This is a genomic window from Gordonia sp. IEGM753 (assembly GCF_050321825.1).
GTDB lineage: Bacteria > Pseudomonadota > Gammaproteobacteria > Pseudomonadales > Pseudomonadaceae > Aquipseudomonas.
The window spans coordinates 647,471-663,490 of sequence record NZ_JBNQGB010000002.1 but is presented as its reverse complement, the minus strand read 5'-3'; the positions used below and the strand labels follow the sequence as shown (position 1 = coordinate 663,490).

The following is a 16,020-nucleotide window of genomic DNA, read 5'->3' as shown; positions in this document are numbered from 1 at the left end:
TCTCAAGTGGCACCGTCAAGTGGCTGTATCGAGAAGAACACGGGAATTTGGAGTTCGTCATGAGTGCTTTCCACGACCTTAAATTGACAGCCCTGGATGGTCAGGAGCTACCTCTGGCGCCCTTCAAGGGGCACGTCGTGCTGGTGGTCAACGTCGCCTCCAAATGTGGTCTGACTCCACAATATGCGGCATTGGAAAACCTCTATCAGCAATTCAAAGGCCAAGGGTTCAGCGTGCTGGGCTTGCCGTGCAATCAGTTTGCCGGGCAAGAACCGGGCACCGAGCAAGAAATCCAGGCGTTTTGCAGCCTCAACTACGGCGTGACGTTCCCGTTGTCCAGCAAGCTGGAAGTCAACGGTCATGACCGTCATCAGCTGTACCGTCTGTTGGCGGGCGAGGGTGCTGAATTTCCCGGTGACATCACCTGGAACTTCGAAAAATTCCTGCTGGGCAAGGACGGTCGTGTGCTGGCGCGGTTCTCCCCGCGTACGGCACCGGATGATCCGACGATCGTGCATGCGATTGAAAAAGCCCTGAGCTGAAATACCCGTCTGTAGGAGCCCGGCTTGCCAGCGACGACGTTTTCAACCTCGCCGTTGCTGGAAAGCCGGACGCCTGCAAAACGGTGCCTCTTATCTTTTATTCCTTAATCACCCAAATCAATAGTGCTGTTCATAGCAGCCGACTCTCCATATTATCGCCGTCATAAAGTCTATTCCCGTGGAGCGTCCCATGCCTGTCAAAGCCTTGTTCAAACCGTTCCACCTCGGCAGCCTCGAACTGTCCACACGCGTGGTCATGGCGCCGATGACCCGCTCGTTTTCGCCGGGCGGCGTACCTAACTCAAAAGTCATCGAGTATTACCGTCGCCGCGCTGCTGCGGGTGTCGGCCTGATCATCACAGAAGGTACTACCGTCGGTCACAAGGCCTCGAATGGCTACCCGAACGTGCCGCATTTCTATGGTGAAGCAGCGTTGGCCGGCTGGAAGAAAGTCGTGGATGCGGTTCACGCTGAAGGTGGCAAGATCGTTCCGCAGTTGTGGCATGTCGGCAGCGTTCGCCGTATCGGCACCGAGCCGGACGCAAGCGTGCCTGGTTATGGCCCTTCGGAAAAATTGAAGGACGGCCAGGTCGTGGTTCACGGCATGACTCACCAGGATATCCAGGAGGTGATCGCCGCGTTCGCTCAAGCGGCCAAGGATGCCAAAAGCATCGGCATGGACGGCGTGGAAATTCACGGCGCCCACGGTTATCTGGTCGACCAGTTCTTCTGGGAAGGCACCAATCAGCGCACCGACGAATACGGCGGCAGCCTGGCCAACCGTTCGCGTTTTGCCATCGAACTGATTCAGGCTGTGCGGGCTGCGGTCGGTGAAGGCTTCCCGATCATCTTCCGCTTCTCGCAGTGGAAGCAGCAGGATTACACCGCCCGCTTGGTGCAAACGTCGCAGGCATTGGGCGAGTTTCTCCAGCCGTTGTCGGATGCCGGCGTGGATATTTTCCACTGCTCGACACGCCGTTTCTGGGAGCCTGAGTTCGAGGGTTCCGACCTGAACCTGGCCGGCTGGACGCGGCAGCTCACCGGCAAACCCACCATCACGGTGGGCAGCGTTGGCCTGGACGGCGAGTTCCTGCAGTTCATGGTCAATACCGACAAGGTCGCGCAACCAGCCAGCCTGGAAAACCTGCTGGAGCGGTTGAATAAAGAGGAATTCGACCTGGTGGCCGTGGGCCGTGCACTGCTGGTGGATCCGGACTGGGCGCAAAAAGTGCGCGACGGTCGTGAGGAAGACATTCTGCCGTTCAGTCGAGAGGCGTTGATGACGCTGGTTTAAGCGGCGACTGGCTAGGCCCCATCGCCAGCAGGCTGGCTCCCACAGGTTTTGGGGGCGGCGCAGATCCCAGGTGGGCGCCAGCAGATTGGCTCTCACAGGTTTTGGGTTCGGCGCAGGTCCCATGTGGGAGCCAGCAGATTGGCTCCCACAGGTTTTGGGTTCGGCGCAGATCCCATGTGGGAGCCAGCAGATTGGATCCCACAGGTTTTGGTTTCGGCGCAGATTTCGTGTGGAAGTCAGCAGATTGGCTCCCACAGGTTTTGGGTTTGGCGCAGGTCCCATGTGGGAGCCAGCCTGCTGGCGATGACTGACTGAATGTCACCCTGGGCTCATGGCATGGTCGGCGCGTTGGGCACCACCAACTCCCCGACACACGCCCCCCGCAACTGCCCTTCGAACTGATCGATAATCGCCGCCCATCCTTGGCGGCTGGCGTGTTGGCGTGCGTTCAGCCGAACACAGCGCAACGTTTCGTCCTCTTCCAGCAGCCATTCTGCCGCCTCGCAAAAAGCTACTTCATCCCCCGGCATCGCCAACACACCGTTGTAGCCATGGCGAATATGTTGCGCCGCCGCGGCCTGATCGTAGGCCACCACGCCCAGCCCTGAAGCCAGTGCCTCCAGCACCACATTGCCGAAGGTTTCGGTCATGCTCGGAAACAAAAAAACGTCGCCCGAGGCATAGTGACTGGCCAACGCTTCGCCACGCTGAGAACCACAGAAAATCGCATCCGGCAGCTCCTTTTCCAACGCCACGCGTTGTGGCCCGTCACCGATCACAATCAACTGCAACCTCTTGTGTGGATAACTGGCCTTCAGTCGGTCAAAGCAACGTTTGAGCACGCCTAGATTTTTTTCCGGCGCCAACCGTCCCACGTGAATGACGCCGATGTCACCGTCCGCCAGTCCCCAAGCTTCACGCAGTGTTTTCAAGCGTTTGGCTGGATGGAACAATTGGCTGTCAACGCCGCGCGCGAGTAACGCCAGGCGTTCGAAATGGCGGCGCTCGAGCTCCAGGCGCTGGCTGATACTCGGTACCAGCGTCAGTGTCGAACGGTTATGAAACCAGCGCAGGTAATGCGTCAGCAACCGCGTCAGCAATCCTAGCCCGTACTGGCTGGAGTACTGCTGGAAGTTGGTGTGGAAGCCGCTGACCACCGAAATCCCCAGGCGTCGCGCGGCACGCAATGCGGACAAACCCAATGGCCCCTCCGTTGCGATGTACAACACGTCTGGACGATGCCGTTTCCAGCGCCGCAACAGTTTGTGCATCGACGACTGGCCCCATTGCAAACCCGGATAACCGGGCAACGGCCAGCCGCGACACAACAGCAACTCATCGTCACCGCCCATCAATTCATCGCAGACCTGGCGTGGCCGCACCAGCTCTACCTGATGCCCACGCGCGCGCAGACCATCGCACAAGCGGCCAAGCGTATTGGCCACGCCGTTGATTTCGGGAGGGAAGGTTTCGGTGATCAGGGTGATATGCAGAGCTGTCGTCATGACCTCAGTGTCGGCTGAGGCCATGTCGTCACTGTGACGATAGGATGATGGATTTGTGACGTGATCAGCGTTGCGTCACCAGGTTCTCCGCACCGCGCTCACGCACCCAGAACAGCGTCGCCCCGGCCACGGCGGCCGGCATCATCAGAATGTTGACCACCGGAATCAGCAGCACCAGGTAGACGATGCCGCCGAAGCTCATGCTCTGCCAGCGCTTCTGCCGCAGCCAGGCGAGCATCTCGTTCCAGCCCAGTTTGTGGTTATCCGCCGGGTAGTCGATGTACTGGATCGCCATCATCCACACACCGAACAGCAACCACAGCGGCGCGGCGATGATATTCACCACCGGGATGAATGACAGGATGAGCAGCCCGATCGCACGGGGCAGAAAGTAGCCCAGTTTGCGCATTTCCCGGGCCAGGGTGCGAGGAACCATGGCCAACAGTTCGCTCCAGCTGAACGCTGGAAAGTCATCGGTGCCGCGCACGACCACTTCGACTTTTTCCGCGAGGAAGCCGTTGAACGGTGCGGCAATGATGTTGGCGAGCATGGTGAAGGTGAAGAACATCATCAAGACCACCAGCACCACAAAAATGGGCCACAGCACGTAGCTGAGAAAACTCAGCCAGTCAGGCAGTGTTGGCATCAGCGTATCGACCCATAGGCTGAATTGATGGCCAGCCAGGTAAATCAATCCGACGAACAGCACCAGGTTGATTGCCAGCGGCAGTAATACAAACAAACGCAGGCCGGGGCTCAGGACCAGCTTAAGGCCTTCGCGCAGGTATTGCGGGCCAGACAGAACAGGGGCGGGCATAAGGAGCTCCGAACAAAGGGAAAACGCGCCGACCTTACCGGCTTTGCCTACGCTGCGAAAGCGCGGCAAGGGTATCGACATTAACTGTAACAAAGGCGTCTATATATTCAGGGCAGTGGGATAGAGACCGCCTATGAGCTGGATTGTTAAACCGTATTTCCTTAATCTTCGCCCCCTCGATACGCTGCACTCAATCTTTTACAGGACTGTCGAGCTCAAGCCTTCCCCAAGTGCTTTCAACAGTCCTTTTTTATTCCCGCCGGCAATCCGGCGTTCCGCGCCTGTTGTCCAGGCCGGTCAACAGGAGTAGGTCATGTCTGAAGTCCGTCATTCGCGAGTGATTATTCTCGGTTCCGGCCCTGCCGGTTACAGCGCTGCGGTCTATGCCGCCCGTGCCAACCTCAAGCCGCTGCTGATCACTGGCATGCAGGCCGGTGGCCAACTGACCACCACCACCGAAGTCGACAACTGGCCTGGTGATGTACACGGCTTGACCGGCCCGGCGCTGATGGAACGCATGAAGGAACACGCCGAGCGCTTTGAAACCGAGATCGTTTTCGATCACATCAATGCTGCTGACTTCGCGTCCAAGCCGTACACCCTGACCGGCGACAGCGCCACTTACACGTGCGATGCACTGATCATCGCCACCGGTGCCAGCGCTCGTTACCTGGGCCTGCCTTCGGAAGAAGCATTCATGGGCAAAGGCGTCTCGGCCTGCGCAACCTGCGACGGTTTCTTCTACCGCAACAAGCCCGTGGCCGTGGTCGGTGGCGGTAACACCGCTGTCGAAGAAGCACTGTACCTGGCGAATATTGCCAGCACCGTGACCTTGATTCACCGCCGCGAAACCTTCCGCGCCGAAAAAATCCTGATCGACAAGCTGAATGCCCGGGTTGCCGAAGGCAAAATCATCCTCAAGCTGAACTCGAACCTCGACGAAGTGTTGGGTGACAACATGGGCGTCACCGGGGCTCGCCTGAGGAACAACGACGGCAGCTTCGACGAGTTGAAAGTGGACGGCGTGTTCATCGCCATCGGCCACACCCCGAACACTTCGCTGTTCGAAGGCCAACTGACGCTCAAAGACGGCTATCTGGTTGTGCAGGGCGGCCGTGATGGCAATGCGACTGCTACCAGTGTCGAGGGCATCTTTGCTGCCGGCGACGTAGCCGACCACGTTTACCGTCAGGCCATCACCTCGGCTGGCGCTGGCTGCATGGCCGCACTGGACACCGAGCGTTATCTGGACGACCTGCAGAACGTCAAGTTCTGAGACTGTTGATATGAAAAAACCGGCCTCGGCCGGTTTTTTTGTGCCCACTATTCCGCGGTCAATACAGCTTTAATGTGGTTTTAGTGTTGGTCGCAAATCGATTGCGATCAACCGCGAAACCGTTCCTGCACGAAGTCCATGACCTTCAGCGATTGATAAATGGCATTTGCCGCTACACGTCCAAACGGGCCACCGTTCCAGTCCAGCAGATAAGGTTTGAACAGCTCATGGCGAGCGGTCTCCCCGCAGACGGCTTCAGCAATCACCCGGCCGCCGATAGAGCCGGTATTCAAGCCGTGACCACCAAACGAAGTGCACGCCCAGACGCCCGGCTCGAGCAAGCCCAGGTTAGGCATTTTATTAGTGGAGTAGCCCATCAGCCCTGACCAGGCCAATTCGATTTTTACTGGCGCCAGTTGTGGGTAAACCGAAACCATGTCGGCCTTGAGCATGGCGGCCAAGGCTTTTTCATTCTGTTCGTTGCGGGTCGTAATGCGCCCGCCCCACAACAATCGGTCGCCTTCCACTATGCGGTAATAGTCTGAGGCGCGGCGGTCGTCGGAGAACGCCGCAGATGATTCAAGAACGTTCTTGATCGAGTCGCCCAAGTGTTCTGTCAGCACCACATAAGTGGCGATGGGCAGGTAGGCGCGGCTGAGTTTTTGCAGCTCCGGGCCGCCGTAACCTCCCGCGCAAAACACCAGGTCATGGCAACGCACGCTGCCGTTCGCAGTGTTGACGACTTTGTCGTTGCCTTCGCGCCGCCAGTTGAGCATTTTTGACTGTTCAAAAATCCTGCCGCCGGCCGTTTCAATGGCGAGGGCCACGCCCAGGCAGTAATTGAGCGGATGGAAGTGCATGGCGTTCGGGTCTTCAACGCCTTGAAAGTAACGCTGGGTGTGCGCCCGTTGGCGAACCTGTTCGGTGGTGAGGTAATTCACTTCATAACCGAAGTCACGGCGCAGGGTGTCGATGTGGTTTTTCACCCCGGCGCTGTCGTCGTAACGCTTGACCCGCAGTGTGCCCGCCGATGGTTCGCAGCCGGGCAGCGCCAGCGCCGCGATGTTGCGGCGGACGATCTCCAGGCCTTCAACCGACATCCAGAACAACGTCCTGGCGTGCTCCAGGCCGAGTTTTTTACGGATCGCTCCCGAGCCTTCGGCCCAGCCCGGCGAGACCACACCGCCATTGCGTCCAGAGGCGCCCCAGGCCACTTGCCGGGCTTCAAGAATGATCACGCGTTTGCCGCGCTGGCTCAATTCGAGTGCCGCAGTCAGGCCGGCGATACCGGCGCCGATGATGCACACGTCGCAGGTTTCGTCGGTGTTCAATTCTGACCTGGCCGCGCGAGGCAGCGAGGTTTGGGCATACCAGGTATTGGGAAAGGACATGGTCAATCCTTGAGAATTTACCGCTCGAATTTCAGAGCGAGCCTTGTGGCGAGGGGATAAATTCCCTCACCACATAAGCCCGCTCCCACAGGAGACAGTGTTATTTGACGGTGGAATAGTCCACGCCATACCACTTGTCCGACAGCTTCGTCAGCGTGCCATCCTTGTGCATGTCGGCGATGATTTCGCCCAACTTGGCCTTCAATTCTGGATCACCCTTGTCGGTGGCCACTGCCAGCGGTTCGTAGAACACCACGTCCTTATCGACGGCCCGCAGCGGATAACCTTTCTTGACGGCGGCGTCCAGCGTACTGCGTTGAGTGAGGATCGCGTCCAGACGTGTGCCGTCGCCCAGGCGCAGGTCATCCAGCGGCCCGACGGAACCGGCGTAGGTTTTCATTTTTTCGGTTTTTACGTCGTAGACAACGGGCGGCACGTCGGTGGTTTCAATGGCCAGCGCCTGGCTGAAATAGTCCTCGGACGTGGTGCCACCTTCGACGCCTATGGTTTTGCCATTCAGCGCTTTGTGGTCGGTGACCTTGGAGGTGTTGTGCACGGCAAACACATAAGGAACGTAGTAGTAAGTGCCCGGGAAATCGAGAATCCGCGAGCGGCTTTTAGTGGCGGTCATCGAGCCCACGGACACGTCCCAACGCCCATTCCATTTGCCTGCGGTGATCACGTCCCAGTCGGGGGTGATGAACTTGGCTTCTACGCCCAGACGCTTGGCGATTTCTTTGGAAACGTCGATATCAAAACCGTCGATTTCATTCTTGTCGTTGATGAAACCCTGAGGTGGCCAGGTCGCCGACGTTGCGACGGTCAACGTCTTGCTGCTCTCGATCTTGTCCAGCACCGCACCGGCATTGGCGGCGCCGACGAACAACAGCGACATTGCGGCGGCGAGGGTGATTACGCGTGTTCTTCTGACCATGTCCATCTCCGTGTCTCGTTATTGTTATGGGGGCAAAGCGGTCTTCAGTGACCAATGATCTGCGACAGGAATTTCTGTGCGCGTTCGGTCTGCGGATTGTTGAAAAATTCGGCAGGGGTGGCTTGTTCGATGACCTGACCCTGGTCCATGAACAGCACGCGGTCGGCGACCTTGCTGGCAAAACCCATTTCGTGCGTCACGCAAATCATGGTCATGCCGTCAGTCGCCAGTTCGCCCATCACGTCCAGCACTTCGTGGACCATTTCCGGGTCTAGCGCAGACGTCGGCTCATCGAACAGCATGACTTTCGGGTTCATGCACAGTGCGCGCGCAATCGCCACACGCTGCTGTTGGCCGCCGGACAATTGCGAGGGGTATTTGTCAGCATGCTCGGCAATTCGTACCCGCTCCAGATAGACCTGGGCACGCTTTTTCGCTTCGACGGCCGACACGCCTTGCACCAATTGCGGAGCCAGCGTCAGGTTGTCCATCACGCTCAAATGCGGAAACAGGTTGAAGCTCTGGAACACCATGCCGATCTCCGAACGCACAGCGCTGACACTTTCGGCTTCGCTGGTAAGGGTAATGCCGTTGACCGCTATGTGGCCCTTCTGGAAGCTCTCGAGGTGATTGATGCAGCGAATCATCGTCGACTTGCCGGAGCCCGACGGGCCGCACACCACCAGAATTTCACCGGCGGCAACCGTCAGGTCGACATCACGCAGTGCATGAAAATTGCCATACCACTTGTTCAGGCCGGCGATGGAAATCATGGGACGGCTGGCGGTCGCAGTAGCCAGGTCGGGTCGTTCAGCGGTTTGGGTTCGAGTCATCGCATCAACCTCTCGCAGTGGATCGGTTGACCCGTTTTTCGATTCGCGCCTGAACCCGTTCGAGAATGAACGACAGTGCCCAGTAAATCATCGCGGCGGTGATCAGCATTTCCAGGTGGCGGAAGTCCGCGCGGCCCTGGGTTTTTGCCAGGTACATCAGTTCCCAGACGCCGATCACCGACACCAGCGAACTGTCTTTGAGCATGGCGATGAACTGGTTGCCGGTCGGCGGGATAATCACGCGTAACGCTTGCGGCATGATCACCCGGGTCAGGGTTTTGAACGGGCTGATGTTCAGCGCCCGTGATGCTTCCCACTGGCCCACGGGGATGCTCTGGATGCCAGCCCGGAAAATTTCCGTCATGTAGGCGCCGTAACACAGCGACAGCGCGAGAATGCCGGCAGGCACGGCATCAACCACGTAGCCCAGTTGCGGCAAGCCCAGGTAAATCAGGTAGATCTGAATCAGCAGCGGCACACCGCGAAAAAACGAGGTGTAGAAAGAGGCCAGGGCATTGGCCAAGCCGTTGTTCGATAACTTGGCGACGGCACCGATCAGTGCCAGCACGAAGGCGATCACGATGGCTACCGCAGAGATATATAGCGTGGTTGCCGCACCCTGGATAATCAGGAAGCCGATTTTGTCGAGGATGAAGCTGTAGGAGAGGTTGAAGGTGTTGAAGAACGCCAGAAACAGCACCAGCAGTTCAATCCACACAACGGTGGTTTGCACTTTGAACTTCAAGCGTCCGAGCACGTGGAAGTTCAGGGTGCCCAACACCGCAATTGCCAGACCCATAGCGATGTTACGTGCGGTGAGGCCGTCCGGCGTATTGCCCAGCAGCGGGTGCAAAAACTGACTGATGGCGCTGTTGCCCAGGTTCATCAGGTAGGAGCAAAGGAACAACACTACGGCCACGCCGAGCAGGAATTGAGGATCGTTGGACTTTTTCTTATAAATTATATTGTCGTGATACATGACTGCCTCAGGCGTTTAGGTGGTGATGATCTCGCTAAGTGAAAGGGTCTGCGGCCAGTATTACGGGGTGAATTCAGGGACGACAAGCGATCATAATTCGCTATGTCAGTCCCTGAACTCATTTTGCTATGAGGATAATTTTGCGAGGCAGGCTTCGAGAATATCCAGGCCTTCCTGCATGACAGCGGCTTCAGTTGTCAGTGGCGCCAGCAGCCGAATGATGTGGCGCGACTTGCCGCTGGGCATCAGCAGCAGCCCTGCGTCACGCGCCAACGCCAGCAATTGCGTGAGTTGCGCGGGGGCCGGGGTACCGTCAATGTTGATCAGTTCGATACCGCGCATGGCGCCCACACCGGTCAGTTGCCCGAGGTATGGCGACACGCTGTTTGCACGCCAGGATTGATAGCGGCTGACGATCGCTTCTTCCTGTTGCGAGCCCCAGGTGTGCAGCTGTTCGTCTGTCATTTCGTCCAGCGTGGCCAGGGCCGCCGCGCAGGCGATAGGGTTGCCGGAATAGGTGCCACCCAAGCCGCCCTTGGGTAAGTGGTCGAGTAACGATTTACGCCCGACCACCGCGCCTAGTGGCACGCCGCCGGCAATGCTTTTGCCCAGCAGGATCAGGTCCGGCTCGATGCCCAGCCGTGAAAACGCAAACCGCTGACCCGTGCGGCCGAATCCGGACTGGATTTCGTCGGCAATCAGCAGAATGTTTTTTTCGTCGCAAAAACGTCGCAGTGCTTGGGCGAACGCTATGTCCAGCGCCAGGAAGCCTGCTTCGCCCTGCACCGGCTCGACGATAAAACAGGCGACATCGTCGACGTCGATTTCGACGCTGAACAAACGCTCCATTGCCTTCAAGGCGTCGGCGCAGGTCACGCCGTTGTCTTTGCTGGGGTACGGCAAATGAAACACCGGGCCCGGCAACACGCCGACTTTTTGTTTGTAGGGCGCAACTTTGCCATTGAGGTTGAGCGTGGCGAGCGTGCGGCCATGAAAGGCGCCGTCGAAGGCAATGACCGCGGTGCGACCGGTGGCGCCGCGAACGATCTTCAAAGCATTTTCGCACGCTTCGGCGCCGCTGTTGGTCAGCATGCCACTGACCGGATAATCAACCGGAATGAACGCCGTCAGGCGATCCATCAGCTCGATGTAAGGTGCATGCGGCGCGGCATTGAACGCGTAATGCGTGAGGCGTGTGGCTTGTTCGCGTATGGCTTCGACGACGCGCGGGTTGCAATGACCGAGGTTGAGCACGCCAATGCCACCGACGAAGTCGATGTAGCGTTTGCCATCGGTGTCCCACACCTCGGCATTTTTACCGTGGCTGAGACTGATGGGGTGAACAATGGAAATCGACCGACTGATGGTTTCGCTGCTCATGAATGACCGACTCTGAAGAAGGGATGCTTCTTTTTATCTAAGCCGCGAGCAGTGCTGTCCGACAAACGAAATAAAGTCGCCGGGTCAATCTTAAAAGTCGGGAAGTGCCTGATACTGATCGATGACGACGGGTGATGTGTGGCGAGGGAGGGTGCTCGCCACAGGTTCAGTGCCAGGCCATGAGGCCGGCGCAGGTTTTAATCAGCGGCGGGTGAGCGGCGGCTGAGTGAACTTCACAGCGGACAAGCCATGCGCGATCAGTGCACGAATATTGCCGTGATCGCTGCCTTCAGGTGTTGCGACCACCGAACGGTAATGCTCACCAAACGCCAACAGCGCCTCTTCATCGCTGAGGCCTTCCAGCAGTGCCAGGCCCAAGGTTTTGCACGAGCCTTCGTTCTGCCCGGCAGCATTTTCAACGCCACCGTTGTTGAACGCTTGCGGCTGATACTCGTAGCCTGCGGCGATGAACGCCAGGGTGTCGGCGAAAACATGCTCGCCGCTGACGAGGCTGGCGCGCAGGGTGTTCAAATCACTCATGGGGTTTTCCTTTGGCGAACGCTGCTTGTTGTTCAGCGCTGGCTTCTTGCTGGTATTGGGCTTTCCATTCAGCGTACGGCATGCCGTAAACCACTTCACGGGCGTCATCGAGGCTGACCTCGATCTGGCGTTCGTCGGCGGCGGCCTTGTACCACTTCGACAGGCAATTACGGCAGAAACCCGAGAGGTTCATCAGGTCTATGTTCTGCACATCCTTGCGGCTGTCCAGATGGGCGACCAGCCGGCGGAAGGCGGCCGCTTCAAGTTCCAGGCGTTGTTGATCGTTCATGGATGTCTCTGCGAGACAGCTTCAAGCGGCAAGCTTCAAGCTGCAAGTTGGATTGCGGTAGCCGTAAGTTTACAGCCTGTGGCTTGAAGCTTGAAGCTTAGCGGCTCGCCGCGAGGGTGATCGACACTGACTCGGCGAAACGCAACGCGTGGGGTTTGTCGACTTCGACTTCGGCGTACAGCACCGATTCGTTGACCATCACCAGGTCGAGGATTTCCTGGGTCAGGCGTTCGAGCAAGGCAAAGCGATTGCCTTCCACGTGGGCGATGATGGATTTGGTGATGGTGCGGTAGTTCAGCGCGTGGTCAATATCGTTGTCACGCACCGCTTCCTGAGCCGCATACAAGATGGTCAGGTTGATCAGCACATCTTGTTTATTGAGGATTTCATCCTCGTTGATGCCGATAAAAGTTCGCAGGCACAGGTCCTTGACCCGAATGCGTGCCGTTCCTGGTTGAAGTTGTGGCATTGCTTACTTGCTCCGTCCAATCAATTGCAGGAACTCCTGGCGGGTGTTGCTCGACTCGCGAAAAGCGCCGAGCATCACTGAGGTGTTCATGGTGGAATTCTGTTTTTCTACGCCCCGCATCATCATGCACATGTGCTTGGCTTCGATGACAACGGCGACACCGGCCGCGTCAGTCACCTGTTGCACGGCGTCGGCGATTTGCCGGGTGAGATTTTCCTGAATTTGCAGACGACGGGCGAACATGTCGACCAGGCGCGCAATCTTCGATAAACCCAGCACCTTGCCGGTTGGAATATAAGCCACATGTGCTTTGCCAATGAAGGGCAACAGGTGATGCTCACACAGCGAATAGAGTTCGATGTCGGCGACGATCACCATCTCATCGCTGTCAGATGAAAACAGCGCGCCATTGACGATCTCGTCAACGCTTTGTTCGTAGCCGTGGCAAAGGTACTGCATGGCTTTGGCCGCGCGCTTCGGTGTGTCGAGCAAGCCTTCGCGGTCGGGGTTTTCGCCGACACCAATCAGGATCTCGCGATAGCTGTCGGACAGGGCGTTCTGGGGCAGGGATAACGGCATGAAACATCCTCGCGGGGCAACTTATTTGACGTGCCTTCCGCCGTTGACGGTCAGGGTCGTTCCGGTGACATAGGAGTTGTGGAGCAAGTAACACAAGCCTTGGTAGATCACTTCAGCGCCGGGTTCGATGCCCAGTGCTGACTTGGCCAGCGCCTTGGCGCGGTACGCTGCGTCGTCGCAAGCGTTGAACATTAGCAGGGCTGGCGCGATGCCGTTGACCTTGATCGCTGGCGCGTACTTCGCTGCGAAACTCAAGGTGAGGCTGTCGAGTCCTGCTTTTGTGGCGCAATAACCGATGTGCTTGCTGCTGCCCTTGCGGGTGACGTCATCGCTGATGTGCACGATGTCGGCGGGCGTCGAGCGTTCTAGTAAAGCGGCACAATGCAGGTTGATCAGATAGGGCGCAAGCATGTGCACGCTGAACATGCGAGTGAGGGCGTCCGCCTCGGTGCCAGGCGTTTCTTCCAGCCACTCGGAGGCGTTATGCACGATAGCGCGCAGGCTGTCGGTGTGTGTTTTCAGTTCATCGATGAACGCGACAATCCCGGCTTCGCTGGAAAAATCCGCAAACACCGCCGTCGCTCCCAGATCACGCAACATCTGCACGCCAGGGCGCTCGCTGCGGTAGCTGAATATCACCGAATGGCCGTCTTCAAGCAATCGCTGCGCGCAATGCAGGCCAACACGCTGGCCGGCACCGGTGATGAGGATTGGAGCTACGGAAGAGTTCATGGAAGGCTCGCGTCGCGGTCAGGGCAAAACTATACCAGCGACGGGAGTTGCATACCTATTGTCAGCGCGAGCGCTTACTGGCTTATCAGTGGTGTGTGGACGGTTGTGTGGACATTGGGCGTACGGGCGTGCTGTGCAGCCAGCCTGCCAGCAGGTGCGTCGACAGTGGGATGAACAAATAAACCATCAAAGGTGTCAGGCACAGCGTGCTGACAAAGACGCGGGGCAACAGGCTCATTTCGCCGAGTAATGGCCCCAACACGAAGTTGAACAACAGCGATACCGGAAAGAACGCCAACCAGATCGCAACGGCTTGCTTCCAGCGGGGCGGGCGTTGGCCAGTGGCGCCGAACCAGCCTTCAATGCCGCTGACACGATGTTCGGTTGGATCGGCAAACAGGTCGCTCCCGCGTGCGAGCCAGGCTGTGCGTGAAGCTGAGTGCTCCCAAGCGTGCAGCGTCTGATTGTCGGCAAAGCGGAAAATAATCTGGAACTCGTCATCTTCGGGCGGCGGTGCAAGCACGCCGGAGCCCAGATAACCCTGGAAGTCAGTGGCCAGTTGTTCGCCTTCGCGCAGCCAGGCCATCAAGTCCTGATAACGCCCATCGGCGACTCGGCGCGCAACCATCAGCGTGACGGGTGAGGTAGACATTATGTATCTCCTTAAACAAGTGCGTCGCTCCGGGTAGGAGTTTCGCCAGGCGCAGCCCTGGGTGATGGGCTGCGTCTTCAGACAAGCAAGGATTATTCCTGATTTCAGTGATTACACCAGCGGCATTCGTCGCTTATCAATCTATTGGGTGGTTGCGCTGTAACAGGCGTAGACTGGGATCCAATTAATGCAAGGACGTGTGCCCTCCAAATGCCTGCCCTGACTGAGATTGCCCCGGTTGTACTGCGTACTCACGCCCTTCATGGAGACGAACTGTTTCCGATACGAGAGGTGGCGCGCTTGACCGGCATCAACCCCGTCACGCTTCGAGCGTGGGAGCGTCGTTATGGTCTGATTCAGCCCACGCGCACCGAAAGTGGGCATCGACTGTATTCTCTGGCTGATATCGATAAAGTCCGCAGCATCCTTAACTGGATCGAGCGAGGTGTTGCCGTGAGCAAGGTTGGCAAGATACTGGCCAAGACCGAGCCTCTTCAGGCGCTCTCAAACATCATTCCCGACGACTTGGTATTGGCTGATTACGCGCTCTGGCAGGAACAGGTGCACGCGGCGGTCCGGGTGTTTGACGATCTGCAACTGGAGCAGGTCTACGGTCAGATCTTTTCCAGTTATTCGCAGTCAGTGGTTTTTCAGGACATTCTTATGCCGCTCTGGAAGTTGTTGCTACAACGCCAGGATCAATTCGGGCAAACCAGCGAGTGGCTGTTTTTCGACGGTTTCTTGCGCGCTCGCGTGTTGCAGCGCTTGTTGTTGATGCGCAACTTGCAACCGCGACGGGTAATCATCAGCGCATTGGCGGGTCAATGTCGCGAACTCGAATTGCTGGTCGCGGCATTATTTCTCAGCACCAACGAAGTGGGCGTGCGCCTGTTGACGATTGGTCAACCGTTCGACGAACTGATGCTTGTGTGCGAAAAAATCAAACCACAGGCGCTGGTGCTGTTTTCCAATCATGCGCCGGCCCCCGAGTTGCCTCGACGTTTGAATCGTTTGGCACTCAGCCTGGATTGTCAGGTGTTTCTGGCAGGCGATGCGTCTGATCTGGCCGAGGAAAGCCTGGCAGGCACTTCGATTGGCTGTTTGGGGAATGAAGGAATGGAAATGCGCCAGCGTCTTAAACAGTTCCTAGCGGGCAAGCTGGATACTTGATTCAGAGATGCAACGTTGGATGAGTCAGCCGATGTTGCTGAAGAATGTACTGACGCAAACGCTCGGTTTCATCCTTGTCGCTCTGGCTCAACTGATAGGCATAAAAACCATTTTCGGTTTCTTTCTCGAATGTGCCGCGCAACGCAATACGCTCATAACCTGAAGGGCTGAACCACAAGGCAAAATGCTTTGGCGGTTTGGTCTTGTTGCGTACTTCCAGCAAAACCCCTTTGAACGACACTTCGTGAACCCACATCGTGCCGGGCTGGCCGCTGGCGTTTTCCAGCGCTACCGGCTCTTCGAGTACCAGCCGCCATGGCCGAACCAATGGGCCGTCTTCGTAAATGCTGGGTACACCAAGGCGCAAGTGCATCGCGTGGAATTCGTCTTCCACCAGATGCAGCGGAAAGGTCATTTGCTGGTTTTCAAAGTTGGCCTGGATTGTCACCTGTTCGTGAGCGGCAAGGCGCGTGAGTAAATCACGAATCTGTGAACCACCATTGACGAGCAGGCTCGACGTCGCATCCCGAACATTGAGCTGCGGGTTATGTTGCATCGTCTGGATAAAATCCAGCTCATCCTGCGTCAATAGCGCGTCGCGGTGCATGATCTACTCGAAAGGAATTGTTACAAAGCCA

Annotated in this window: 18 protein-coding genes; 4 read left to right on the top strand and 14 right to left on the bottom strand. The window is 57.6% G+C overall.

The window, feature by feature from the left end; genetic code table 11:
* The first annotated feature begins 59 nt into the window (after positions 1–59).
* Together ACQR3R_RS16010 and ACQR3R_RS16005 are read left to right on the top strand one after the other, a co-directional pair.
* Positions 60–542 (top strand): glutathione peroxidase, encoded by a 483-nt coding sequence (locus tag ACQR3R_RS16010; protein WP_428273253.1) that lies wholly within the window; start codon positions 60–62, stop codon positions 540–542.
* A 190-nt stretch (positions 543–732) separates the two neighbouring features.
* Entirely contained in the window at positions 733–1,836 is a 1,104-nt protein-coding gene (locus ACQR3R_RS16005; protein WP_428273252.1) for an oxidoreductase, read from the top strand.
* A gap of 329 nt (positions 1,837–2,165) precedes the next feature.
* On the opposite strand, the gene ACQR3R_RS16000 is transcribed toward ACQR3R_RS16005, so the two are convergent.
* Both ACQR3R_RS16000 and cysZ read right to left on the bottom strand, forming a co-directional pair.
* Positions 2,166–3,341 (bottom strand): glycosyltransferase, encoded by a 1,176-nt coding sequence (locus ACQR3R_RS16000; protein WP_428273251.1) that lies wholly within the window; start codon positions 3,339–3,341, stop codon positions 2,166–2,168.
* 64 nt (positions 3,342–3,405) lie between these two features.
* On the bottom strand, positions 3,406–4,158 hold the full coding sequence (gene cysZ, locus ACQR3R_RS15995; RefSeq protein WP_428273250.1) for a sulfate transporter CysZ: 753 nt from the start codon (positions 4,156–4,158) through the stop codon (positions 3,406–3,408).
* A gap of 313 nt (positions 4,159–4,471) precedes the next feature.
* Here cysZ and trxB point away from each other — a divergent pair, with 313 nt between their 5' ends.
* Positions 4,472–5,434 (top strand): thioredoxin-disulfide reductase, encoded by a 963-nt coding sequence (gene trxB / locus ACQR3R_RS15990; RefSeq protein ID WP_428273249.1) that lies wholly within the window; start codon positions 4,472–4,474, stop codon positions 5,432–5,434.
* Between the two features lie 107 nt (positions 5,435–5,541).
* Here the strand turns inward: trxB and ACQR3R_RS15985 are convergent, their stop codons facing one another.
* The 11 genes from ACQR3R_RS15985 to ACQR3R_RS15935 form a co-directional block, all read right to left on the bottom strand.
* The gene (locus tag ACQR3R_RS15985) at positions 5,542–6,825 is read right to left on the bottom strand and encodes an FAD-dependent oxidoreductase (RefSeq protein ID WP_428273248.1); all 1,284 of its coding nucleotides are present in this window, start codon (positions 6,823–6,825) and stop codon (positions 5,542–5,544) included.
* 100 nt (positions 6,826–6,925) lie between these two features.
* A complete protein-coding gene (locus tag ACQR3R_RS15980) occupies positions 6,926–7,759 on the bottom strand; it encodes a transporter substrate-binding domain-containing protein (RefSeq protein WP_428273247.1) in 834 nt (277 codons plus the stop codon).
* A gap of 44 nt (positions 7,760–7,803) precedes the next feature.
* Entirely contained in the window at positions 7,804–8,592 is a 789-nt protein-coding gene (locus tag ACQR3R_RS15975; protein WP_428273246.1) for an ATP-binding cassette domain-containing protein, read from the bottom strand.
* Between the two features lie 4 nt (positions 8,593–8,596).
* Positions 8,597–9,571 (bottom strand): ABC transporter permease subunit, encoded by a 975-nt coding sequence (locus ACQR3R_RS15970; protein ID WP_428273245.1) that lies wholly within the window; start codon positions 9,569–9,571, stop codon positions 8,597–8,599.
* A gap of 126 nt (positions 9,572–9,697) precedes the next feature.
* Positions 9,698–10,951, bottom strand: coding sequence for a 2-aminoadipate transaminase (locus tag ACQR3R_RS15965; RefSeq protein ID WP_428273244.1), 1,254 nt, complete (start codon positions 10,949–10,951; stop codon positions 9,698–9,700).
* A 201-nt stretch (positions 10,952–11,152) separates the two neighbouring features.
* Entirely contained in the window at positions 11,153–11,491 is a 339-nt protein-coding gene (locus tag ACQR3R_RS15960) for a HopJ type III effector protein (protein WP_428273243.1), read from the bottom strand.
* Complete coding sequence (locus tag ACQR3R_RS15955; RefSeq protein WP_428273242.1) at positions 11,484–11,780, bottom strand: DUF1244 domain-containing protein; 297 nt, start codon at positions 11,778–11,780, stop codon at positions 11,484–11,486. The genes ACQR3R_RS15960 and ACQR3R_RS15955 overlap by 8 nt, the downstream gene beginning before the upstream one ends.
* A 97-nt stretch (positions 11,781–11,877) precedes the next feature.
* Positions 11,878–12,249, bottom strand: coding sequence for a dihydroneopterin triphosphate 2'-epimerase (gene folX, locus ACQR3R_RS15950; RefSeq protein ID WP_428273241.1), 372 nt, complete (start codon positions 12,247–12,249; stop codon positions 11,878–11,880).
* A gap of 3 nt (positions 12,250–12,252) precedes the next feature.
* On the bottom strand, positions 12,253–12,828 hold the full coding sequence (gene folE, locus ACQR3R_RS15945) for a GTP cyclohydrolase I FolE (protein WP_428273240.1): 576 nt from the start codon (positions 12,826–12,828) through the stop codon (positions 12,253–12,255).
* 21 nt (positions 12,829–12,849) lie between these two features.
* On the bottom strand, positions 12,850–13,560 hold the full coding sequence (gene folM / locus ACQR3R_RS15940; protein ID WP_428273239.1) for a dihydromonapterin reductase: 711 nt from the start codon (positions 13,558–13,560) through the stop codon (positions 12,850–12,852).
* Positions 13,561–13,645: 85 nt separating this feature from the next.
* Complete coding sequence (locus ACQR3R_RS15935; protein WP_428273238.1) at positions 13,646–14,212, bottom strand: antibiotic biosynthesis monooxygenase; 567 nt, start codon at positions 14,210–14,212, stop codon at positions 13,646–13,648.
* Positions 14,213–14,422: 210 nt separating this feature from the next.
* Between ACQR3R_RS15935 and ACQR3R_RS15930 the strand changes: the two genes are divergently transcribed.
* On the top strand, positions 14,423–15,382 hold the full coding sequence (locus tag ACQR3R_RS15930) for a MerR family transcriptional regulator (protein WP_428273237.1): 960 nt from the start codon (positions 14,423–14,425) through the stop codon (positions 15,380–15,382).
* 1 nt (position 15,383) lies between these two features.
* Here ACQR3R_RS15930 and ACQR3R_RS15925 read toward each other — a convergent pair whose 3' ends face one another.
* Complete coding sequence (locus tag ACQR3R_RS15925; protein ID WP_428273236.1) at positions 15,384–15,989, bottom strand: hypothetical protein; 606 nt, start codon at positions 15,987–15,989, stop codon at positions 15,384–15,386.
* Between the last annotated feature and the right edge of the window lie 31 nt (positions 15,990–16,020).